The 23,415-nt window shown below is 40.6% G+C and carries 21 protein-coding genes; 8 read left to right on the top strand and 13 right to left on the bottom strand.

The genetic code is table 11. The features are described from left to right. Positions 1–218: 218 nt before the first annotated feature. The 5 genes from DRED_RS19030 to DRED_RS07420 form a co-directional block, all read right to left on the bottom strand. Positions 219–875: a CAP domain-containing protein gene (locus DRED_RS19030; protein ID WP_198006937.1), complete on the bottom strand. Its 657-nt coding sequence runs from the start codon at positions 873–875 to the stop codon at positions 219–221. Between the two features lie 326 nt (positions 876–1,201). After that, a complete protein-coding gene (locus tag DRED_RS07435; protein WP_011877723.1) occupies positions 1,202–2,638 on the bottom strand; it encodes an amino acid permease in 1,437 nt (478 codons plus the stop codon). 315 nt (positions 2,639–2,953) lie between these two features. Continuing rightward, positions 2,954–4,225, bottom strand: a complete 1,272-nt coding sequence (locus DRED_RS07430; RefSeq protein WP_011877722.1) for a (Fe-S)-binding protein — start codon at positions 4,223–4,225, stop codon at positions 2,954–2,956. Positions 4,226–4,238: 13 nt separating this feature from the next. Further along, entirely contained in the window at positions 4,239–5,618 is a 1,380-nt protein-coding gene (locus DRED_RS07425; RefSeq protein ID WP_041274532.1) for an FAD-binding oxidoreductase, read from the bottom strand. Between the two features lie 289 nt (positions 5,619–5,907). After that, positions 5,908–6,366 (bottom strand): YaiI/YqxD family protein, encoded by a 459-nt coding sequence (locus DRED_RS07420; protein ID WP_011877721.1) that lies wholly within the window; start codon positions 6,364–6,366, stop codon positions 5,908–5,910. An 88-nt stretch (positions 6,367–6,454) separates the two neighbouring features. On the opposite strand from DRED_RS07420, the gene DRED_RS07415 reads away from it, so the two are divergent. Further along, positions 6,455–6,787, top strand: coding sequence for a hypothetical protein (locus DRED_RS07415; protein ID WP_011877720.1), 333 nt, complete (start codon positions 6,455–6,457; stop codon positions 6,785–6,787). Positions 6,788–6,823: 36 nt separating this feature from the next. Here DRED_RS07415 and DRED_RS07410 read toward each other — a convergent pair whose 3' ends face one another. The 3 genes from DRED_RS07410 to DRED_RS07400 form a co-directional block, all read right to left on the bottom strand. Further along, entirely contained in the window at positions 6,824–7,045 is a 222-nt protein-coding gene (locus DRED_RS07410; RefSeq protein WP_041274531.1) for an EamA family transporter, read from the bottom strand. Between the two features lie 34 nt (positions 7,046–7,079). Continuing rightward, positions 7,080–8,933, bottom strand: coding sequence for a cell division protein FtsA (locus DRED_RS07405; RefSeq protein ID WP_011877719.1), 1,854 nt, complete (start codon positions 8,931–8,933; stop codon positions 7,080–7,082). 118 nt (positions 8,934–9,051) lie between these two features. Next, positions 9,052–9,726, bottom strand: coding sequence for a helix-turn-helix transcriptional regulator (locus DRED_RS07400; protein WP_011877718.1), 675 nt, complete (start codon positions 9,724–9,726; stop codon positions 9,052–9,054). 178 nt (positions 9,727–9,904) lie between these two features. Between DRED_RS07400 and DRED_RS19755 the strand changes: the two genes are divergently transcribed. Together DRED_RS19755 and DRED_RS07395 are read left to right on the top strand one after the other, a co-directional pair. Continuing rightward, positions 9,905–10,093 (top strand): universal stress protein, encoded by a 189-nt coding sequence (locus DRED_RS19755; protein WP_083755210.1) that lies wholly within the window; start codon positions 9,905–9,907, stop codon positions 10,091–10,093. Positions 10,094–10,232: 139 nt separating this feature from the next. Beyond that, positions 10,233–11,582 carry a nicotinate phosphoribosyltransferase gene (locus DRED_RS07395; protein WP_011877717.1) on the top strand — a complete coding sequence of 450 codons (1,350 nt, stop codon included), beginning with the start codon at positions 10,233–10,235 and terminating at the stop codon, positions 11,580–11,582. Positions 11,583–11,705: 123 nt separating this feature from the next. Here the strand turns inward: DRED_RS07395 and glgP are convergent, their stop codons facing one another. The 3 genes from glgP to DRED_RS07380 all read right to left on the bottom strand — a co-directional run bounded on the left by glgP (position 11,706) and on the right by DRED_RS07380 (position 15,717). Then, positions 11,706–14,255 (bottom strand): alpha-glucan family phosphorylase, encoded by a 2,550-nt coding sequence (gene glgP / locus DRED_RS07390; protein WP_011877716.1) that lies wholly within the window; start codon positions 14,253–14,255, stop codon positions 11,706–11,708. Positions 14,256–14,447: 192 nt separating this feature from the next. Continuing rightward, positions 14,448–14,684: a SelT/SelW/SelH family (seleno)protein gene (locus DRED_RS07385; RefSeq protein ID WP_083755148.1), complete on the bottom strand. Its 237-nt coding sequence runs from the start codon at positions 14,682–14,684 to the stop codon at positions 14,448–14,450. 73 nt (positions 14,685–14,757) lie between these two features. Continuing rightward, positions 14,758–15,717, bottom strand: coding sequence for a PLP-dependent cysteine synthase family protein (locus DRED_RS07380; RefSeq protein WP_011877715.1), 960 nt, complete (start codon positions 15,715–15,717; stop codon positions 14,758–14,760). Between the two features lie 253 nt (positions 15,718–15,970). On the opposite strand from DRED_RS07380, the gene trpB reads away from it, so the two are divergent. The 4 genes from trpB (at position 15,971) to DRED_RS07365 (ending at position 18,634) form a co-directional block, all read left to right on the top strand. Continuing rightward, positions 15,971–17,146, top strand: coding sequence for a tryptophan synthase subunit beta (trpB, locus tag DRED_RS07375; RefSeq protein ID WP_011877714.1), 1,176 nt, complete (start codon positions 15,971–15,973; stop codon positions 17,144–17,146). A 173-nt stretch (positions 17,147–17,319) separates the two neighbouring features. After that, the gene (locus tag DRED_RS19275) at positions 17,320–17,628 is read left to right on the top strand and encodes a sigma factor (protein WP_238442591.1); all 309 of its coding nucleotides are present in this window, start codon (positions 17,320–17,322) and stop codon (positions 17,626–17,628) included. Positions 17,629–17,660: 32 nt separating this feature from the next. Further along, positions 17,661–17,864 carry a sigma factor-like helix-turn-helix DNA-binding protein gene (locus DRED_RS19655; protein ID WP_337998931.1) on the top strand — a complete coding sequence of 68 codons (204 nt, stop codon included), beginning with the start codon at positions 17,661–17,663 and terminating at the stop codon, positions 17,862–17,864. 368 nt (positions 17,865–18,232) lie between these two features. Continuing rightward, positions 18,233–18,634, top strand: a complete 402-nt coding sequence (locus tag DRED_RS07365) for a hypothetical protein (protein WP_041274530.1) — start codon at positions 18,233–18,235, stop codon at positions 18,632–18,634. A 326-nt stretch (positions 18,635–18,960) separates the two neighbouring features. Here DRED_RS07365 and DRED_RS07360 read toward each other — a convergent pair whose 3' ends face one another. After that, positions 18,961–21,339 (bottom strand): Lon protease family protein, encoded by a 2,379-nt coding sequence (locus DRED_RS07360; RefSeq protein ID WP_041274529.1) that lies wholly within the window; start codon positions 21,337–21,339, stop codon positions 18,961–18,963. 156 nt (positions 21,340–21,495) lie between these two features. Here DRED_RS07360 and mnmL point away from each other — a divergent pair, with 156 nt between their 5' ends. Further along, complete coding sequence (mnmL, locus tag DRED_RS07355; protein WP_041274528.1) at positions 21,496–22,449, top strand: tRNA modification radical SAM protein MnmL/YtqA; 954 nt, start codon at positions 21,496–21,498, stop codon at positions 22,447–22,449. A gap of 111 nt (positions 22,450–22,560) precedes the next feature. Here mnmL and DRED_RS07350 read toward each other — a convergent pair whose 3' ends face one another. After that, positions 22,561–23,412, bottom strand: a complete 852-nt coding sequence (locus DRED_RS07350; protein ID WP_011877711.1) for an ABC transporter permease — start codon at positions 23,410–23,412, stop codon at positions 22,561–22,563. Between the last annotated feature and the right edge of the window lie 3 nt (positions 23,413–23,415).

Raw genomic sequence — 23,415 nt, 5'->3', positions numbered from 1 at the left:
AAAATTAACCATGGATTTTACTCTCAAGCAAATCCCCCCTAGCATATTATAAAACTACTTCTATATAGTTAGACGATTAAATCAAAATTCTGGTTCCTGCCATGCTATAGCCGAGGAGTATTTAAGATTAATATAAATTGTAACCTTAGGAATGAGGGCTTGTGGAAGGGTAAAATAGGTAAGCGCCCCTGAGTTTTCTCAAGGGCGCCTTTCTTTTACTAACCATTAAATAATTGTACAAAAATCTTGCTATAACGTCCGCCTTTCACAACCCCAATTCCCACCTTTGTATATTCAGGTTTTAGGATATTGGCTTTGTGTCCCGGGGAATTCATTAAGTTAACATGGGCTGTATTAACATCCGCTGCCCCTGCTAAGTTTTCCCCCGCGTAGTGGTATACAACGCCAAATTTTTTCATCATATCAAAGGGGGAACCGTAGGTAGGGGATGTGTGGCTAAAGTAATTATTGGTAATCATATCCTGGGCCTTCATCCGTGCCAGTTCCGTCAGTTTAGCATCGTAAGCCAGGGGCTTAAGACCTGCCGCAGCACGTTCCTTGTTAATCAGGTTTAACATAGCTTGCTCGTCCGCAACACTGACATTCATCGGCTGATTGGTTGGTTGAGTGCTGGGTGTGGTATTAGGCTGATTCACAGGGGTCTGCTGAACGGGTGCAGGTGTTGCATAAGAAGGTCTCTGATATTTGCTGTAATTATAACCACTGTAGTTGTTATAGGTGGTATAGTTGCTCTTGCTGGTATAGTTATAGGAAGTGTAAGCTTCTGCAGTTCCGGCACCTGGTAAAGTCATTGCAAGCATAAAAGCAACGGCTCCCATTGTAAGTCCTGTGAACACTGTTAATAGTTTTTTCATTATTTTCTCCTCTCTTGTTGCTTTCTCGAATCATTACGCTCCCTAATAGTAATATTTTTATATTTATGTAGCAACTCAACAAATACTAATTATTTTCGCAATTGCCCTAAGGATATTCTTTATAATAAGAATACATATAGAATTCTTAAAATAACTTCCCTATGGGAATATGTAACAAAAAAAGCAGGTGCTTTAAGCAACTGCTTTTTTTGCAAATCAGAAAGTATAAAACTTTCCGATTTGCATAAGGACAACTAAGGCTTACGCCGTCGCCTATAGGCTCTCGTGCCCTATAGAGTATGGCGTAAGTTAAGTTTTCTTTATAGTTATTTTACAAAAACATCCTCAAATTTAACTCTGATTTCATGTGGTTTCAGCTTGTAACCCCAAATTTTATACCAAATAATTGGTAATAATAAGAGTGGTAAACCAATGTACAAAGATACTCTAAGATCTTCATTAAAGGCAATAATACCCAAACAGGCCACTTGAACCCAAATGGCAAAGTGGGTTAGATAAGGGAAAAATGGTGTCCGGTATTTTAGGGAGTTTATATCAAAACCTTCCCTTTCCAATTTGCGTCGGAAATTTAGCTGAGACCAGCAAATAGAAATCCAGGCAATGGCCCCAGAAAAACCTGACAAAGCCAGCAAATAAGTGAACACAGTTTCGCTGGTATCAAAGGTATAGGCTAAAACACAGATCCAGCACCCGGCAATGGAGAGCAGGGTCGCATTTTGGGGTACTCCATTTTTATTTACACGCCCCAAAAATTCTGGTGCCATACCCTCTCGAGCCAGTGCATATAATGCCCTGGTGCAACCATAAAGGCCAGAATTTGAACAGGATATGGCTGCTGTCAGTACAACGAAGGAGAACAGCCCACCAGCCCACGTGAATCCATAGGAATTAAGTGCCGCAGCAAAGGCACTTTCTTGCAGGCCAGCCTCTTTCCAGGGGAAGATACTCACCAGTAAGAATAGGGGAATAATATAGAGAGCAATGATACGCCAAGTAACACTTTTAATGGCAATGGGTATGGTTTTCTCCGGTTCTTTACTTTCTCCAGCGGCCAGACCAATGATCTCGGAACCTTGAAAATTAACCAAAATTATGACCATCGTCAAAAGAATTGCCCAGGATCCCTTAGGAATAAACCCACCATCACCCAGTAGAACAGAGGTACCTTTAAACCCTTCGCTACCTATTACTCCTAAGAAAATTAGTGTGCCTAAGACAATAAACATGATAATGGCCAAAATTTTAACAATGGCTAGCCAAAATTCCAACTCACCAAAGGTACCTACGTAAGATAAATTAATATACGTAATAATAAGTCCAAAACCCACAGCCCAATAAATAGTATCAATGGCCGGGAAAAAGTTATTCATGATAATTCCGGCCGCTATCATCTCCGCCGGTACGTAAAAGATCCAAGTTAGCCAATAGGACCATCCCACACCACAGGCCCAGGATGGCGAGATAAAGTCATTTGCATAGGTTACAAAGGAACTGGAAATGGGTATCGCCACCGCCAGTTCGCCCATACAGAGCATAACACAGAGAACGATCAGTCCTCCTAACAAATAGGCCAGAAATGCTGACGGTCCGGCTGAGTCAATTACATAACCGGTACCAAGAAAATAGCCACTGCCAATAATGCCTCCCAGAGCGATCAATTGCAAGTGTCTTGACTTAAGACCCCTTTGCAATCCCTCTCCGCTGCTTCCCCCTCCAGGCTTTAGTTCCTCTTTTACTGACATCTTTCATTTCTCCTTCCAAGACCTGACAGTTTTGCCAGGCATGCGTGTTTATATATAACACCCCCGAATTTTTGCCCATCGTAGGACGGACCTTCTGCCTTTTTACCGTCTTTTCTCCATACAAAATGAAGGACTAAAAATAACGCAGAACGATAAAATTTTACGTTTTTTCTTGGTATAAGTCAATATTATTTTTAATTTTTATAAAAATAATATTTATACTCAAGATAGCTTTCGTTTTCTTTGATTTTCTTATGATTAATCCTCTTCTTAAGAGTTAAAACACCTCTACCAAAGGTAGAGGTGTTTTAACGTCTATTTTTTACTTTGGTAAGCCCTTTGTACTACTTCAATAACGTGCATAACATGATGAGGCATCTTTTCTTGGGATAAACCATCCTCAATTTGCATCCGGCAGGACCCACATCCAGTAACAACCACAGTGGAATCAGTCCCCTGAATATCATCCAGCTTTTTCTTTAGGATTTGATAGGATACAGGATAGTTTGTCAAGCTGAAAGAACCTGCTCCACCACAGCAGCGATTAGGTTGCTTCATAGCCTTATAGGAAATTCCCGGAATCTTTGTCAACATTTCCAAAGGTTGACGGGTTAGGCCCATTCCCCTTCCAATATGACAGGGCTCATGATAGGTAAAGGTCATATTTACCTTACCTAACTTGCTAAAATCTACCTTTAAGTCATCAACCAGATATTCAGATATATCACGAATTTTTTTAGCCACTGCCTTGGCCTTTTCTGCATACACAGGATCATCGGCCAGCAGCTCAACATATTTTTGCTCAAAGGTTCCACCGCAGGTACCACAAACAGTAATAATGGCATCCACATCTAATTTACTAAAGATATCAACATGGGATTTAGCCATTGCTTTACCAGTTTCTATATCTCCATTGATGGTTGCCGGAGCACCACAGCAGTGCTGTTCTTTAGGAATAATAACATCCACACCGTTATGGTTTAATACTTCCACAACGGCTTTACCAACATTGGTATAGATATAGTTGGTTACACAGCCGGTAAAGAAAGCAACCTTCTTACGGGATTTCGATGCTTTATTTGTTTCTGGCAGTTCAGAACGCAGTGGTTTATTGGCCAGAGATGGAATTACCCGGCGCATTTCTAATCCTATTGGAAACCTTGGACTCATGCCAGTGGCATTTTTACGGAAAGCCAATCCCTGAAAAGTACTGCCCAATCGAAGACCGAAATCAAATAAGGCAGGTTTTCTTAATACATTAAATGCAGCCTTTTTAGCAAAGGGCAGGGCATTTTGTCTGGTCAATTCAGCCCTGGCTGCCATAATAATCTTGTGGGCCTTAACTCCACAGGGACAGTTAGCACTGCAGGCCTGACATTGTAAACAAAGATCAAATTTTTTATATAGCTCTGGGGTATACTTAGCTTCCCCCTTAAGAATTTTGGCGGCCAGTTGGATTTTCCCTCTGGCTACGCCAGATTCAGCTAGGGTTTCCTTGTAGACAGGGCAAACGGCCTGGCAGTTTCCACATTTCATGCATTTAATAATTTCTTCTTCAATTCCCTTGATGTTGTCGTAGATAGCCATTGACTGCCCTCCCTTAGCCCATCATTTTTCCAGGGTTTAATAAGTTTTCAGGATCCAGTGCTCTTTTCACTTTGCGCATAACCTCTACACCCTGTTCCCCAAATTCTAAAGGCAGGTATTTGGCTTTCGCCATACCAATTCCATGCTCTCCGCTGATGGTGCCTCCAAGTTCAAGGGCCACTTTAAAGATTTCGTCAACAGCCTGATGTACTCTCTTCATTTCTTCGGCATCACGTTCATCGGTTAAAATGGTAGGGTGCAGATTACCATCACCGGCATGGCCAAAGGTACCAATATGAAGGTTGTATTTCTTAGCGATGTTCTGCAGTGCAACCAGCATTTCAGTCAATTTACTACGTGGTACGGTAGCATCTTCTAGAACGGTTGTGGGTTTCATCTGGGCCAGGGCAGGCAATGCAGCACGGCGAGCAGCCCAGAGGCCATCACGTTCTACATCATCCTTTGCAACTTTAATTTTACCATTGTTATTCCCTACTACTTTTACAACCGTTGCCGCTTCACGTTCAACAACCTCAGGAATACCATCAACTTCAATCAACAAGAGGGCTTCACAATCTGTAGGCAAACCTACTTTGGAAAAGTTTTCTACAGTACGAATTGTAACTTGATCCATTATTTCCATAGTAGCAGGGATAACCTTGCTACGTACAATTTCTGTTACAGTGTTACCTGCATCCTCTAGTTTATCAAAGTATGCCAGCATGGATTTTTTTGTTTCTGGTGCAGGAATCAGTTTTACTGTAATTTCAGTAATAACACCTAGGGTTCCCTCTGCTCCGGTAAACAGTTTCACCATATCATAGGCAGTCACGTTCTTAACGGTTTTTCCACCAAAACGGGCGACGGTGCCATCAATCATAACAACTTCCAAACCCATTACATAATGCTTAGTAACGCCGTACTTAAGACCCCTAAGACCGCCGGAGCACTCAGAAACACTGCCACCCATGGTTGCAGTGGCAACGGTACCGGGATCTGGAGGATAAATTAGACCAAAGGGAGCCACAGCAACATTCAGATCATTAATAATAACACCGGGCTGTACAACTGCCACCAGATTATCAGCATCAACTTCTATAATTTTATTCATTTTCTGCATTCTTAAAATAATGCCGCCCTTGAGGGGAATGGTGTCACCGCACAGGTTGGTCCCAGAACCTCTGGGGTAGACAGGTATCTTGTATTGATTTGCTACTTTAAGAATTTCAGTCACATCATGGGTGTTCGTGGGAGTAACCACCACATCCGGCATCTGGCTAGGCATATCCGCTGTGGCATCAAAGGAATAACATACTAATTCTTCATGCTCTGTGATTACATTCTCTTTTCCCAGTGCCTTAACCAATGCTTCGATGGCTTGTGCCTTGGACATTTAAATATCCCCTCCATATGTTCTAATTGATTAGTTACTGTTCATACAAGCTTTTTGTATTACCGTATGCTGGTCAGACCAAAGTACGGACAAAAACTTCTTAATTAAATATTTCGACAAAAAAAACAATTTCCCTTCTGGACAGTATTCAAATAAAAATATCCATTTTGCCTGATTCTTTCGACCAGAAACTATTCACAATCAATTAATTCTTTTCAGAATAATACTAACATGTTTAACGGTTAAAAACAGTCTTTCATTTAATTCATTACAACACTAATTATTAACCTTAGGACAACCCCTTTGCTATCTCTTCAATGAGTCTTTTAAACTGCCTTTCAAACCGAATATCATCTTCACTGCTACGTTTCTGGGGCCCCTTAGTACGACCCCCAGCCCGGCGATATTTTGCTTTTATCTCACGTTCTTCCAATAAAAAATCGATAGTTTTGTCAGAAAAAACTCGACCTGTGGGTGATATGGCCCCGGCTCCCTTTGCCAAAACAATGGATGCCAAGCCCCAGTCCTGTGTTATCACAATATCATTTTTTTGGGTAAGATTAAGAATTTGAATATCTGCCTCCTGGGAGGCATTTCCTACGGTTATATGATGTTCTGAATTGATCTGATGATTAAAGCTGGCTACTGTCCAAAGTTCTATATCATGCACCTGACACACCCTTTGGGTTATGGACATCACTGACTTAGGACAGGCATCTGCATCAATAATAACCTTCAAGTCTCTCATACTCCTTATTTCCTCACCCTTCGCCTGCGTCTTGAATATAGTAAAGCAATTCCAGTCTAAACCAATGTCTAGGAAGGAGGTTTGTAAGTTGGCTGAATCTATGATAGATATCACAACCATTGTTATGACTCTTACAGTTTTCTTAACCGAAGCCTTCAAACGTTATTTAATGAATAAGCAAATTCCAGAGGAAGAAGCAAAGTTCTGGTCACCCTTTTGTGCTATTCTGATTGGTATGTTGTTAAATTTAAGTACCATTCTACTACTCGAGGTAAAGGACTATCAAACCTTTTGGACCACCTTCCAATGGCAACAGATTCTTAAGGATGGCCTGGAAATCGGCATGAAAGCAGGGGGCCTTTACGGAATGGGTAAAGTAGTTGTTAATAGAACTTGGAAGAAGGACCTTACTCCACCCTAAAGGCAGGCCCGGGTTAGCTTCCCGGGCATTTTTTCTTTAATTAACGGTATCCTCCCTTGTTGTTCCTTTACTGGAAAAGTAGTTGGTACCCCAAACCCCCACTATAATGGCAGTACAGCCCACTGATTGCCACACACTAAGTCTTTCACCGTAAAAAACCACACCAGCCACGACGGATACCAATGGAATCAGGTTTAAAAAATAAGCCAAAATAATCGCCACAAGGCTAGCTGCCATGGCGGGATAGGTTTTTGTCATTGTGTATTTTCCTTTATGTTATTTCCAGCTTGTATTAACACCGAATTTCTATAATATCTCCATTTTGTAAAACCTCAGTATATTCTGCTCCTTGCCCATTTCTCGTTATTTCAACTAACCCACTACTTTTTGTTCGATCAATTTCATAATAATTAAATATATCTATTAAAATATACTCATTCTTTCCTTTCATTTCAATGCATTGACCATTTACGGTTACTTTTATAGAATTCTTTTCATCCTTTATCGGAACATTCTCCGGAACCAATTCTAAATTAGTTGTCTTTTCCTCCGGGGCAAACTCTATTTCCACCCTATCACCCTGTGAAATCACCTGTTGGGGGGCCACTGGCTCTCCGTTAAGCTTCACCCCGATTACACCCTCATATTCCTCTAAAAGAGCCCCTATGGTTATCACGGCATCCCGACCATGAACGGCCTTTTCCACCAGGATAACATCATTATCCCTAACCTCTGTCTGCAAGTTGGCAGGTTGTCCGTTCAAAGTAATAACCGCCGGTTTACCAAACTCACCATATATGTTTTTCGTCTTACCGTTAATGCTAAACTGTAGATCTTTGCCATCCTTCGCCAATAAATCCCTGGGGTTAAAATTTAATAATCCTAGGGCTTGCAAAACAGTAAGTTGCCTGGTATTAAACAAAGTAAAGGGTTGCCCGTTAACATGAACAGTGATAAACTTCTGATCCAATTTTTTAATTGCTGAGGCCGCTATACCAACCACTGTAACACCTTCGGGCCCTGCTATTTCTTTTTTCTTCAGATCCACAAGGGCAGTGATATTGGAACGATTCCGTATTACCACCCTTTGTTTAACCAAGTTTAGTTTTGATGCGATCTTTTCTATTAAAAATGGTACTTGGGCTCCCCCGCCCACGCACATTACTGACTTAGGGGGAATACCTTTGTTTAATTCCAGGATATTTCTGCTAAGTTCCCCTGCCAGTTTCTCCACCACTGGTTCAATAATTTCTTTGATTTCTTCACAAGTGGTAGTATACTCAATGCCGAGAATATCTTGATAGTGGATTTCTTTACCCTTGGAGAGTCTACGTTTAATTTGTTCTGCAGTCATAAAATCTACCATCAGAGATTCTACAAGAACCTCGGTTATCTCATCTCCCGCCATAGGTACCATACCATAGGCAGTAATGGAACCATTTTGGGAAATGGCGATGTCGGAGGTTCCTGCCCCTACATCCACCAGAGCCAAATTAAGGAGTCTAAGTTGTTTTGGTATAATCACCTCGCTGGCAGCTATCGGTTCCAGCGTCAAGTACAAAGGTTCAAGATTAACCCTTGCCAGTACCGCATAAAGACTGGTAACAACAGATGAAGGTAAAAAGGTTGCTAAAATATCCGCCCCGATCTTTTTACCACGGTGTCCTTCCAGATTGGCAATGCCATAATCATTTAAATAATACCCCAAGACACTGTGACCAACACAATAATACTTTTCTTGTTCCTGCTTTACTTCTTTTTCCAGCTGTTCCTGTGCACCCTGAACTCCTAAAAGCTCAAGCGTATTGATCATAACCAGATCGATTTCAATATCCTCTACCAATTCTTGATCCACCCGATAACGGCTGGTTTTTAATGATCTTCCTGCAGCGGCAAGGGCAACCTTTTTTAATTTGAACTTTACCTGTTTTTCTAAATCTGCTTTGACCCTTTGCACTGCCTCTGCCACTTGGGGAATATCGTGAATCTGCCCATCCAGCATTGACCGGCTTTGATGTTCTACCATTGTCTGAGCTAAAATTTTGATGTTTCCTTCATTCACAGAAACCACTAAACCAATCACCGTTCTAGTTCCAATATCCAGAGCGAATAGAGTATTGTTTTCATCGAAGGTTATTTTGGACATTTACAAAAACTCCTCACACCAGTTCTTTAAGATGATATTGTTCGACAATTTTTCTCTATAACCCTTCTTCTTAGCTGCTTCCTGGCACAAAAAAACAGGACTCATGCAGAGCCCATTTTTAGATTACATTATTACTTCGGTTTGATCGATCTTCTTCCAGATAGTTATAAATTGTATAACGAGAAACCCCCAACACAGCAGCTACTTTATCCACTGCCCCTTTGATCATAAAGACGCCCTTCAAGTCCAACTCACGAACAACATGAATTTTATCCTCTTTTTGCATCATTGCCACTGGAATATTGAGGTTGGTTAAAACGGCATCAATCATTCCTTCGAGGACTTCAGTTATATCCGAAGCAAAGAATTCATTACTTGCCCCATTATTAATCTTTTCCCCAACGGCTATAAACTCTTCGAGATGGTTCTTGTGGATGATTAGTTCTGTGATATCGTAGTTTATACAGAGACAACCGACAATTTTCCCCTTCTGATCCCTAGCAAAAATAGTTGATGATTTTAGTATACGCCCATCCTTTGTTACATTTTTATAACCTATTAAATCCAGACAGTTGTCGCCATGATTACGAATACTTTCCAACACAAGGTTGGTAATAGGAGCACCCTTATGACGTTTAGTAACATTACCTGCCAAAAATACTAAGGATGTTTCAGGTTTGCAAAGGTCGTGCACTGCAACTTCACAGTATTTCCCAAACATCTGATTAATACCCCGGGCTATAGGAATTAAACTTTGAAGACTTGGGTGGATATCTTTATTCTTTTCGTTCATATAAACTACCTCCACCAAAAATTGATCTGTTCTTTAAGAAGGGACATTTGTTTATATGAACTTTCAAATTCGACAGTAATCCGCCCTAACCTGCTTAAAAGGATAACTTTTTGTAAGAGTTATGAAAAAATTTTAACGTTATACTTTTGGACATAAAAACCGGCCTAGGCCGGTTTTTATCTGGTCTAAGAGACAACTCATTAACGGAGATCCTGGTATCAAAATTACCGAATTCGCCAGACTAAACAATTTTCATCATATTGTTTTAGGATCCAGGGGACTGACAAACTTTCAAGGTATAATATTAAGAAGTGTAAGTCACAGCGTTCTACACCTAGCCCATTGTCCGGTTACATTAGTTAAATAAATTTCTATAGGGGGATTTTTATAAAACTTATTGATTAGGCAAATGAATATTAGGAAGAGTTTTATTTTAAAGTAGAGGTTTTCTTAACCACTTATGTTACAATAAATTTACTTTAAAAAATTCCAAGTTGGTGAATTATATGAGTATATTTAATGGAAAAAGATTAGACAAAAACTTATTTGCTATTGATGTCGCTAGAATGCGACAGGGCTGGTATTCAGATGCCTATTTTATTAATATTTTTAACATATTGCAAGTTTTGTCACGGGATAGTTATACTTTCCAAGGAATCAGTGATCTTAAAGAAATAGATACAAAATTATTGAAGACTGGTGATATTAAGGTTGAAATGCAGATTTTCACCCGAAGAAGGCCCTTTAGTCTAATAGCTGGAGTTGACGAATCACTTGCCATCTTAGAAGAGTGCACTGGTTATTTTGATAACAATAACCACTTTATTAACACTTACAAAGAATTAGAAGTTGAGGCTGTTCAAGACGGTTCCTTTGCTTCTTACGATGGCGACCCCTTAAATGTACAACCTGTTATAAAAATTCGTGGACGTTACAGAGATTTCGCTAAACTGGAAACACCAATCCTAGGGGCCCTCACTGAAGCTACTCGGGTTGCCACCAATGTATACAATGTTCTGGAAGCCACCAGGGGTAAAGATGTCTTATTTTTCCCTGCCCGCTTCGCGCATTATAAACTACAGGCCCTGCATGGTTATGCCTATTCACTGGCTGTACAAGCCTACAATCATAAACATAATAAAAATTCGGCTACCTTTGTATCCACCGATGACCAAGGGGATTGGTGGGGCGGCAAAGGTGGGGGGACCATTGCCCACTCCTCCATTGCTTGTTTTCTAGGTGATACGGCCGAAACAATGATACAATTCTCCAGAATTATTCCTGTGGAAGTGCCCAGGATCGCCTTGGTAGATTTTCATAACGATTGCGTTGGCGAAACATTAAAGGTCATGACCAAAATGTTTGAAAAGTACTGGCAGTATTATTCCGAAGGGGACCTGGAAGAAGCCAAAAAGTATAAACTCTTTGCTGTAAGATCAGATACCTCAGGGAATATGAGAGATGTATCTGTGGAACCCTTAGGTGATGAATTGCTTGATCTTGGTGTTAACCCTAGACTAATATGGAATTTAAGAAAAGCCATTGATGGCGCCTATCTCCTTTGGAATATACCAGCCTCCGCCAATGACCTGGCTAGGCAGTGGTGTCAAGATATAAAAATTGTGGCAACCGGTGGTTTTAATGCTGATAAAATTAAGAAATTTGAAAAGCTACAAGTACCTATAGATATCTATGGTGTGGGTTCTTCCCTGTTAGAGAATTGCTGCAATCATGGTACCAGCAGTGATTTTACAGCTGACATTGTTCAGATTTTTATTGATGGCCAATGGTACCCCATGGCCAAAGTGGGAAGGAAGGTATGTGACAATCCAAACTTAGAAAGGATCAAGGATTAATCAAAGCATGCACAGTCAAAGGCCCGTCGTACCATGACGGGCCTTTTATTAGCAAATCCAAAAAGTATACAACTTTCTGATTTGCATAAGGGCAAACAGATAAAGCTTAGTATTTAAATTGTTTTAAAAATTCTTTGCCCAGCTGGCCAATGGAAGTTCAAAATTTGATGCAAATAGGTAGTGATGTGGTCTAATTCTCACAGTAAACCCACAACTTCCTTGTTCAAGGTTAAACCCGCCCCGGTAGTGATAAATTCCTTCACTTTCTTGTTCCTGGACCTCCAATGAAGTTGTTTTTACATTTACCAGAGAGTGGTCGCTCTCACAGCCATGAACAATTTCTACCACAACATCACTTGGTTTTATTGGGCCCAGGTAGACATCCACTGCCAATTCAAGCCTGTCTCCTACTTTCAGATCCCGTTCTGATATTCCATCAGCATCGACTGACTCAATTGACACGTGGTGCCAATTTTCTTTTATGTACCGTTTAAAATCCTGAACCTCCAGGGCTACCTGAAAATGATTTTGAGAAAATTTTTCCCCTCTCTGAGTAGCCTTGGTATAGAAACGTTCTGTATATTCTTTTACCATCCGTTCAGTACTAAATTCCGGCAATATGGTCTTGATAGAATTTTTCATGAATTGCACCCACTGTTTAGGATAGCCTGCCTCCTGACTGTAGTAGGTGGGTATAATGTTATCCTCTAACAATGAATACAAATGATAGGCATCATCGTTATCTTGATCTTCCTCTGTACGGTATCCGGTTTGTTTTCCAATAGCATATCCATTTTCTTCTTTGTATGCTTCCGGCCACCAGCCGTCCAGAACACTGCAGTTGATAACCCCATTTGCTGCTGCTTTCATGCCACTGGTCCCACTTGCTTCCATGGGCCAGCGGGGAGTATTTAACCACATATCTACTCCTTGAACCATGTGCCTTGCCACATTCATATCGTAGTTTTCAATAAAAATAATTTTCCCTTTAAAAGGATCCCTTTGTGACATTTCATAAATGTCTCTTATGAGTTCTTGCCCAGGACGATCTGCGGGATGTGCCTTTCCTGCAAAAATTATTTGTACCGGATGTTCTGGATCAGTAAATAATTTTGCTAGCTTTTCTTGATCTCTAAACAACAATGTTGCTCTTTTATAGGTAGCAAACCGTCTGGCAAAACCAATGGTAAAGGCATCCGGATTTAAATATTCCTCTACCTCACCAATACTCTCTGAAGCTTCTTGGTTACGATATTTTTGATTTCGTAAAGAAGCCCGAATGAATTGAATGGCCTTTTTCTTTAACCCCACATGCAAATCCCACAGTTCTTTATCTGGAATTTTATCAATAGCTTGCCATATATTTTGATCACTAATGTTATTGCGCCATGTTGGTTCAAGATAAGCATTAAATAGATTTCTTAATTCATCTGAAAGCCAAGTTAAAGTATGGATACCATTTGTTACTGAAAAGACCGGTACTTCTTCCACCGGAATGTTGTCATAAACATAATGAAACATTTTTCTGGTTATTTCACCGTGAAGTTTACTAACACCATTGCAGTAAGAGGCAAAATTCATAGCCAATATCGTCATATTAAAATTATTACGTTTAGGGTCCCAGCCCAGAGCCATAAACCCATTACGATCAACACCCAGCAACTCATAATACCTACTTAGATAGTGATTCACCTTTTCATGGTCGAAAACATCATGCCCCGCCGGCACAGGGGTGTGCGTGGTAAAGATTGTACTTGCCCTAACTGCCTCTTTGGCAGTAGCAAGGGGTATGCCGACCTCCACCAATTCACGCAGTCTTTCTATACATAAGAAAGCCGCATGTCCTTCGTTAATATGCCAAGCAGCGGGATTGATACCAAGTTGCCTAAGAGCCTTTACTCCACCAATTCCCAGCAACATCTCCTGGGAAATTCGCGTATCCTTATCCCCTCCATAAAGCTGGGCTGTTAATTGCCTGTCATCATCATTATTCATGGTAATATCGGCATCCATCAAGTATATTTTTATTCGTCCTACCTGAATCTGCCAAAGCCTTACATAGACAATTCTACCCGGTAACTCAACGGGAATAATAATTTCCCGGCCTTCTTGATCTAAAGCAGGCTTTACCGGCATCTGGTTGTAGTTTTGATAATGGTAATGGGCTTCTTGCCAACCTTCACGGTTAATTTTTTGCGTAAAATACCCCTGCTTATACAACAACCCCACACCCACTAAGGGTAATCCTATATCACTGGCTGCTTTACAGTGATCCCCTGCTAAAACGCCAAGCCCCCCGGAGTAGATGGGCAAGGATTCGTGAAAACCAAATTCTGCAGAAAAATAAGCCACCGATTTATCTGCCAAGTTAGGGTATTTATTTTTATACCAAGTATCACTCTTCATGTAGCTATCAAAATCTGCCATAACCTTGTCATACAAGGCCAGATACTCTGGATCCTCAACTGCTCTTGCTAGATCACCTTGATCAACTTCCAGTAAAAATTTAACCGGATTGTGATTTAGGTCTTGCCACTTTTCCTTATTAATTTTCTGGAAGAGCATCAGAGCATCAGGATTCCAGCTAAACCAAAGATTATAAGACAATTCCCCTAATTGGGAAATCCTATCTGGAATTGTAGGGTTTACAGTAATAGTTCGAAAAAAATACATAATCTTCCCCCTAACCTGTGACGTAATTGCAGTTAATCAGACTATCTATAGTTTGCCAAAGTATACCCAAAAGATATTCGTGGAAGAGGAATTTATCTTCGTCAAAAATAGTTATAAAGACTTGGCTTAATTTAAGCTTTTCTTTGTGAATGGAATATAAAAATATCCCGGCAACTCTTTGCCGGGATATTTTTATATTCCTAACTTTGATGTAATCTCAATTTTTTCTGGGAAGCGACCTTCTACCTTTTTGGAGAAAATTAATTCCCCATCTTTTTTTACTTCGAATACACCTCCACTGGAGGGAATCAATTCAAAGGAAGAAATTTTGTTCCGGTACATCCGCAGCAATATTTCAGCCAGACCGGCTGCTTTTGGTAAATAACCTCAAGAAGTACAGTACTCAATGGACAACCTAATGCCTTCCATAATCATTACCCCCATATACGTTTTTATAGTATCATTATAACATTTAATAATTTGTAGGCAAATATTGGTTATACTAAACTTTGAACAGATCCGTAGAGAGGTATTTCATTCCACTATCACAAAGAATCGTAACAATTCTTGCCCCTGGGTCGCACCAACCCGCCAGTCGCAGGGCAGCAGCAACATTACCCCCAGCAGTATAACCACAAAAGAGTCCTTCTTCGGTGGCCAATCGTCGGGCAGCCCGAACTGCCTCCCCATCGGTTACCGAAAGATAGCCATCACAGACCTGGGAATTCCAAAGATCTGGTACTTTAGCATAACTGGAACCCTGCAAGACATGCTGTGGATTCGTTACCGGTTTGCCTGCCAGCACCGGTGCTGTGGCTGGTTCCACAGCCCAACATTGAATTTTGGAGTCCTTATCCTTTAGGGCGCTGGCAATGCCGGTAAATGTACCGGAAGTTCCAACAACATCTAAAAAATAATCAATTTTACCATCCATTTGTTGCCATATTTCCTGGGCTGTGGTTTCATAATGGGCCACACAGTTGCTAGGATTGTGAAATTGATTGACCCATAGTGCTCCCATTTCTTCCGTTAATGCCTCTGCTCTTTTTTCTACCAAAGCCAAATCCTCTCCGGTTACCCTACCGGGTTTACCTCCCTCAACCTGAGGAACTAATTCAACCCTTGCTCCCATCGCTTGCAAGATCTGCCGTCGTTCAGGGCTATTTCCCTCCGACATAACGGCAATAAACTTATATCCCTTTATAGCACAGACCATAGCTAGACCAATCCCGGTATTACCACTGGTTTCTTCTATGACAACGCTACCTGGCCGAAGTTTCCCCTCTTTTTCAGCATCTTCGATCATCTTCAGGGCAATTCGGTCCTTCATACTACCGGTGGGGTTCATAAACTCTGCCTTAGCATATAGTTTTCCTGGTACTTCTCCGGCGATGCGTGATAATTCAATTAATGGTGTATGGCCGATGGCCTCTAACACAGATGAAGAAATTTTTGAAAACATGAATACCTCCAGTTTGTTATTGTACTATATTATTCATTTTTACTGGTTAAAACAATACTCTTGATTAACACATCTTATAATATTTGTTTTGAAGAAGCCCCTTTGGATTATTTTAGTACTAAAAGTTCTTTAAGTAAAAAATTCCTAGGGACCATAAAAAAATGATTGTATAGAATTATTATACATGTTAAAATAACACTAGTTTGATTTTTGTTTAGCTGAGCTTAGTTTTTAAATTAGAGGAGGAGAAGAGATGAGTAATTTAACAGGCTTCTACGGAGAATTTGGGGGGGCCTTTGTCCCGGATTCACTTAGAAAAGTATTGGGTGATCTTGAAGTAGCTTTTATGCGCTATAAGGATGACCCTGATTTTATTTCCGAACTTACTTATTATCTGCAACAATATGTTGGGCGACCTAACCCGCTTTATTTTGCAGAAAGACTGACCAAAAAACTGGGCGGAGCCAAAATTTACCTTAAAAGAGAAGATCTTAACCATACTGGCTCACACAAGATCAACAATGTACTTGGTCAGGTTTTACTGGCCAAAAGAATGGGCATTAAAAGAGTTATCGCCGAAACCGGGGCTGGTCAGCACGGAGTAGCCACGGCTACGGCCTGTGCTATGTTTAATATGGAATGTGTTATTTATATGGGTGAAGAAGATACCAAGCGTCAGGCACTAAATGTTTTTCGTATGGAATTGCTAGGTGCTAAAGTAGTAACAGTAACTACAGGCACAAAAACCCTTAAAGATGCTGTTGATGTGGCTTTACAAGATCTGGTAGAGAACCACGAAAATACTTATTATATGTTAGGTTCTGCCGTAGGTCCCCATCCTTACCCTCTAATTGTTCGACATTTTCAGTCGATAATTGGCATAGAAGCGAAGGACCAACTTCGAAAAATTGAAGGACGCTTACCGGACTATATAATGGCCTGTGTTGGCGGCGGTAGTAATGCCATTGGTTTGTTTTATCCCTTTGTGGAGGATAAAGAAGTTAATATTATTGGCGTAGAACCAGGCGGTAAAGGTCTGGCAACAGGTCAACATGCCGCACCCTTATGTGCAGGAAAACCAGGAATTTTACATGGCTTTAAATGCTACTTAATGCAGGATGAAAATGGGGAACCATTAACAACGCATTCAATATCCGCTGGATTAGATTACCCTGGTGTTGGGCCGGAACACAGTTATTTAAAGGCTACGGGCAGGGCCGAGTATGTAGCCATTAATGACACCGAAGCATTAGATGCCTTTAAAGAATTATCTAAAACAGAGGGTATTATACCGGCACTTGAAAGTGCCCATGCTGTGGCCCATGCCATTAAAATCGCTCCTACCCTGCAACAAGATCAAATTATCATCGTTAACATCTCCGGACGTGGGGATAAGGATGTGGAGCAAGTTTTTTACATGTTAAAATAAAATTGAAAAAGTTTACTAAACCGACCTTTTTGTAGGTCGGTTTTTTGCTTATAAGAAAGTTTCTCATATCCTGCTGGTATGGCAGAAGCCAGTTGTCTAATCAAAAACTTAAAATTCATTAAGAGAAAAATTTATTAAGGACGTAGTAATATATGAGAGGAGTTGAATAAAACTTGGGCTACTCACAAAGTGCACTTGTGGAAGGAATAAAAAATAAAGACGTACTTGCATATGAATATATGATAAATAAGTACACAAAAACAATTTACTGCTTGGCTTATAATATTTTGTGCCAGTCACTTAATAGAGAAGATATTGAAGAATGTGTGTCTGATGTATTTTTAGATGCATGGGTTAAAATTAATGATTTTGATCAAGAAAAAGGGAATTTTAGAACATGGCTTTTAATTTTAACAAAATGCAAAGCACTTATATATAAACGCAAAAAAGTTCTACAAATGTTGTTACTATCGAAGGATTAGAAATAAAAGAGAACTTTAGTCTAGAGAAATAAATTATTTTAAAACAAGACCAAGAAAAGGTTCTGGAAATTATAAGCTCCTTTAACGAAACAGACAAAAAAATATTCATTAGAAGATACTTCTTTGGTGACAAAATAAGTGATTTGGCAAATGCTTTTAATTTATCGAGATCTGCCATAGATAATAGACTCCTAAGGGGCAGAAAAGTTATAAAGGAGAAAAACTTATTTCATTGAGTAAGGGATTAAGTTGTGAATGAAGATAAATTAATCAAGTTATTAAACAACCTTGATGATGATCTGATAGAAAAGGAGATTGACAATCTTATGAACGGAGTTGATTGTGATATGTAATGTATAAAAAGAAAGGCCTACCAAAAACTAGAAAAGCACAACAAGAAAAATAAAACAAGAACGTGAAGCTTGCAGCATTTGGACAGCCACTCTACAAAACGGTCAATACTACCTTCGAAAATCGTGGTGAGGACAGCGTGATAGGCAGTGGAACCAGCTCCAAACCGGAACGACTGACAAAAACGGTACCAGGTACCAACTTAAAGTATCGGCTGATGCCAATGCCTGGCCAGTAACAACCTTTGAAACCGATGCGGGCTAAAGATAGCCAGCTTACGGTTAACGTTCCTGCTCTGCTGGCCAATTATCAAAAATCAGTTGATAATATTAAAATCGACATACCCAAAGATGGCGAAAAAATCCTCAATCAGAATGTGGATCTGTTCGCTCAGAAGGCAGTACTAAAGAGCGTCCAACGGCTTTCTCCGACATCTGCCAAGCTAGCATTCCAGCTCAATACGGGAACTGATAAAAATGTCCAGATCATATCCTTCCAGGCAGACAGCAAAGACATCAAGAAGATATCTTCGGAATTCAAAGGAGATATGGCTGTCATAACCCTTAAGTTTAACAAGAATGTGAATACATCCAATCTGGAAATCTCCTGGCCGGAGTTCGTAATGAACGGCAACTGGACGATCAATTTGAAATAGATTTAAGTATGGAAATACCGGCAGGACTGTAGGGGAGTGGGGAGTGTATGTAGCTTTGTTTAAATGCGGCTGGTGAAAGATCGTAACTTTTTCGGGCAATTCTATTGTCGAGTAGCGGTGAGCCTCTTCAGTTTTAGAAAACTAGAGAGACTCACCTCTTAAGAAAATCTTGTTCCTATATTACTGTTAGTATCGTACCAACTACTAATTGAACAAACTTATCTTCATGCCAGGGGGCATTACATACTGCTGCCGGGCTTAGTTACACCCATTAAAATTGGCAACCTTGCCTGGCCGCAATTACATAAAATCTTATACATATCTGCTTATTTAGCAAACTCACTAATTCCCTGAGCATATTGTTTTAGTTTATCATCGACTAGTTGAAATATTGTTCCTTTCGGGTAACTACCGTCGGCCTGAAGCTCTCCTGCAGGCATTCCAGTAAGAAGCTCAATACCCTCCTCAACCTGGGAAATAGCATAAATATGAAAGATACCCTTCTCCACTGCCTCCAATACCTCATGGTTTAACATCAGATTATCTATATTCTGAACGGGTATAATCACTCCCTGTTCTCCCGTTAATCCTCTGGCTTGACAAACACCAAAGAATCCTTCTATTTTTTCAGTAACCCCCCCAATGGGTTGGATTTCCCCATTTTGGTTTACTGATCCAGTGACTGCCAGATACTGTCTGATGGGAATACCAGATAGGCTGGAAAGTAACGCATAAAGTTCCGCACTGGAAGCGCTGTCCCCTTCTACCCCTTCATACAACTGCTCAAAGGTGATGCTGGCCGACAAGCAAAGGGGCTTATTTTGGGCAAACATACCGCCCAGATAACCGGTTAAAGTGAGAACCCCCTTGGAGTGGATGCTGCCACTCATTTGTGTTTCCCTTTCAATATTAATTAGCCCTTCCTGTCCCATATAGGTTTTGGCTGTAATACGAGAGGGTTTACCAAAGACATAGTTTCCCACATCCAGAACTGCCAGGCCATTGACCTGCCCCACCACTGCTCCATCGGTATCCACTAGAATTTTATCCCGCAGAATTAATTCTTGCAGGCGTTCTTCTACCCGGCGGCACCGATAAAGTTTTTCATTAATGGCCTGACGTACATGCTCTGCCCCCACTAACGGGGCTCCATTTGTTTGGGCCCAGGCCGATGCCTCAAGAATTATTTCTACAACTTCGTTGAATTGGGTTGATAACTTATTTTGGTTAGCCGCCAATCGAGAACCGTACTCAATGATTTCACTTAAGCCTGATTTGTCAAAATGAAGTAGTCCTTCTTTACGGCACACCGACCCCACAAAGGCTACGTAATTTCTTAGGTTATCCGGTGTACGTGGCATCACTACCTCGAAATCCACCATTACCTTAAAAAGTTTTTCAAAGTCTTCATCCGCATGCTGTAGCAATTGATAGATCCTCTGGGATCCAATAAGAATAACCTTCACATTCAGAGGAATGGGTTCCGGCCTCAGGCTAATGGTTGGTACTGAGCGATACTGCTCGCCAATGTTTTCAATAATCACCTGCCGGTTTTTTAGGGCTTTTTTTAAAGTTTCCCAGGAGTTGGGATCAGTCAATAAATCCTTTGCCTGGACAATAAGATACCCTCCGTTTGCCCTATGAATGGCTCCGGGTTTAATCATGGTAAAGTCAGTGTTCACAGTACCCATTTGACTTCGATATTCAATTTTACCAAACAAATTGTAGTAGTTGGGATTTGTTTCAACAACCACAGGGGCACCTGTGGTATCTGTATGATTAACCAGTAAATGTACACAATAAAGTGTAAATAAATCATTCTGTACTTTTTCTTTTTCCTGGTTTTCCCGATTCGCTAAACTGCCAATATTTTCAGTTAAATGTTTCACCAGATCATGGAGGTAGCAAACAATCTTAGTATATTCCTGGTATTTCTCCTGTAGCTTCATCACCAACGGGACCGTGGTTTCCAATATTAACTGTTGATCCAATTCCCTTACCACCCGGTCTGCTTCTTTCTCCAATTCTTTACTTTTAAAGGCAATTTCCTCCGTTCGATCCTGGAGCACCTTCAATCGCTCTTCAAAAGAGAAAACTTCTTCACTGGTTAACTCATTATACTGTTCCTTTGATAGGGTTTTTCCATCTTTTACGGGTAAAAAAGCAATCCCCTGTTCATTAACTTTCATTACAAAACCCAGTGACGCAGCATTTTCTCTTAAACGATTGACATCATTATCTAGCTCCTGCTGCTTTTCCTGAATAATAGTATTTTTTCTCTGAATGTAATCTTTACCTTCAAAAAGCCTATTAATGGCAACCTTCATCTGCCCTGTCAGATGGGTCATATCCCGTTGAAATTTAATTCCCCTGCCTGGGGGCAGGATAACAGCCAAAGGAACATCCGGGTTTTGAAAATTGTATAGAAGACAATAATCACCGGGAATCTCCCCTCTGATAGCTGCCTGATGAACCACGGTTTGCGTATAGGTAGTTTTCCCGGTTCCAGCTGGCCCGGCCACAAAAATATTGTACCCATAGGCCTGCATACTTAGACCAAATTGCATGGCCCGTACAGCCCGCTCCTGACCAATAAAATCCTTTAAGGGCGGCACATCAGCAGAAGTACTACAAAACCCTAATTCGTCCGTTTGGCAGCGTCGACGCAGACGACTTGAATTTAAAATGGTATTCTTAAGTTCCATAAAAACCCTCCACCCCCTTTTTCTGAAATATACACTTTCTTTCATCCGACTCCTTCTTCATTTGCCCTTTTTATGAGACGTTGTTGATCATAAAACAACTATGATATACTAACTGTTAGGTATAAAATTAATATATAGTATGCTGAGGTATCTATGATGTTTGAAAAAACAAATCGCTATCGTCAATATTCAGAACACCTGGTAAAAAAATTTGGCCAAAAAGTATATAAATTGCCTGTTAACCTACCCGGCTCCTGCCCAAACCGAGATGGCACTGTGGGACGTGGTGGCTGTATCTTCTGTGATGAAGAGGGGGCTGGCTTTGAGTGCTTGCCCAACACCCTAAGTGTTAAACAACAGATCCAAAAAAACCGTGAGTTTTTTGTCAAACGATTTAATGCTAAAAAGTTTATTGTCTATTTCCAGGCCTTTACCAACACCTATATGCCCCTAGAACAATTCAAGGAAAACATCCGGGCTGCCCTTAACGAAGAGGATGTGATAGGCATATCCATTTCCACCCGTCCAGACTGTATCAACGATGTCTATCTGGACTTTTTAAAGGATATACAGAACCAGCGAGGATTGGATATTAATATTGAATTGGGACTACAAACGGTTAATTACCATACCCTGACAAAAGTAAACCGGGGTCATACCCTGGCAGAGTTTATTGATGCTGTGCAACGAATCAAGCAGAGAAACTTTGAAATTTGTGTCCATATTATTTTAAATTTACCCTGGGATAACCTGCTAGACGTAATTGAGAATGCTAAAATTCTTTCTGCCATGGATATCCATTATGTAAAATTGCATTCTCTTTATGTTGTAAAAGGAACTGTATTGGCAGATATGTATGAGAGGGACGAATTCAGCATCATATCCCTGGAGGAGTATATCACCCGGGTTGTAACCTTTTTGGAATACTTGAACCCGGATACAGTGGTGCAACGCTTAGTGGGTAAGGGACCTCAGGATAATCAGCTGTTTTCAAATTGGAGCACCAGTTGGTGGAAGATTAAGCAGTCCATTGAAAAGGCCTTGGAGGAAAAGGACACCTGGCAGGGCAAGAAATGTAATTATTTAAATGGTAAGGCATTGAATTTTTAATTTTACTTCGGTAACATCATTGAGGTCGTTCCTAAGAACGACCTCGTTTTTATATTCTATCTAACTAGGCACCATGTATCAGGCTTTTCAACGGCGCCCAAAGAATCCCTGTTAACGAAATAATTTTCGATTGCTTTTAACAGGGTTTAGCTTGTAGCCACTCCAAAGTATAAGGGTTACACTTAAGACCAGGTAGGTCAGTGTAAAGGTACCCCAATAGGGCAGCCACATATCCCGCCCCGGTCCAATAGTTGCCTGCTCACCCAAAATTCTTAGCATCACTAGAAATGGGTTGGTGTCCTGCAACAGTTGCACAATCAAAGGAGTTTCTTGAATATTCAACATAGCTATACGGGCGTTATGATCGTAAAGTTCATAGATAAAACCGGCTAAAAAACCAGTGCCAGCAATTAGAAAAAATACAACGCCATAGGTCGTTAGGGTGCTTACACCTGTTCTTTTAAAATAAGTGGAGCAGGTAACACCAATGGCAGCAAACATAAGCATGGTCACTAAAAAGAACCCCAACACCCCTAAAACCTGAACCGGAGCTAAACCACCAAACATAAACACCAAGCTGTAGAGAGGCAATGTGGCTATGAGCAGCAAGGCTGTAAAGGAACAAGCCGATATTAATTTACTTACGATAATACTAAGTGGACTTAACTCGGTTGTTAATAGCACATTTAAGGTCTGGCGCTCCCTTTCCCCACTGATAACACCTGCAGTCAAACCAGGTACCACAAAGGCTAAAAGCCCCAGTTGTGCCACACTAAGTATGGTGAAGGTCCCTTTGCTACTACCGGGTTGAAAATAGTAAGCTGCATCTCTCCACTCCAAATACATAATTCCCAGCAAGAATCCGCCTAGTACCATTAAATACAGTGCAATGATCAATGGTGATCGGTAGGAGCGAAATCTTTGACGCAATTCTTTCAGTAATACCGGGTTACATTCTTTCATTTA

The sequence above is a fragment of the Desulforamulus reducens MI-1 genome, assembly GCF_000016165.1.
Classification (GTDB): Bacteria; Bacillota; Desulfotomaculia; order Desulfotomaculales; family Desulfotomaculaceae; genus Desulfotomaculum; species Desulfotomaculum reducens.
This window is presented reverse-complemented; position numbering and strand designations above follow the sequence as displayed.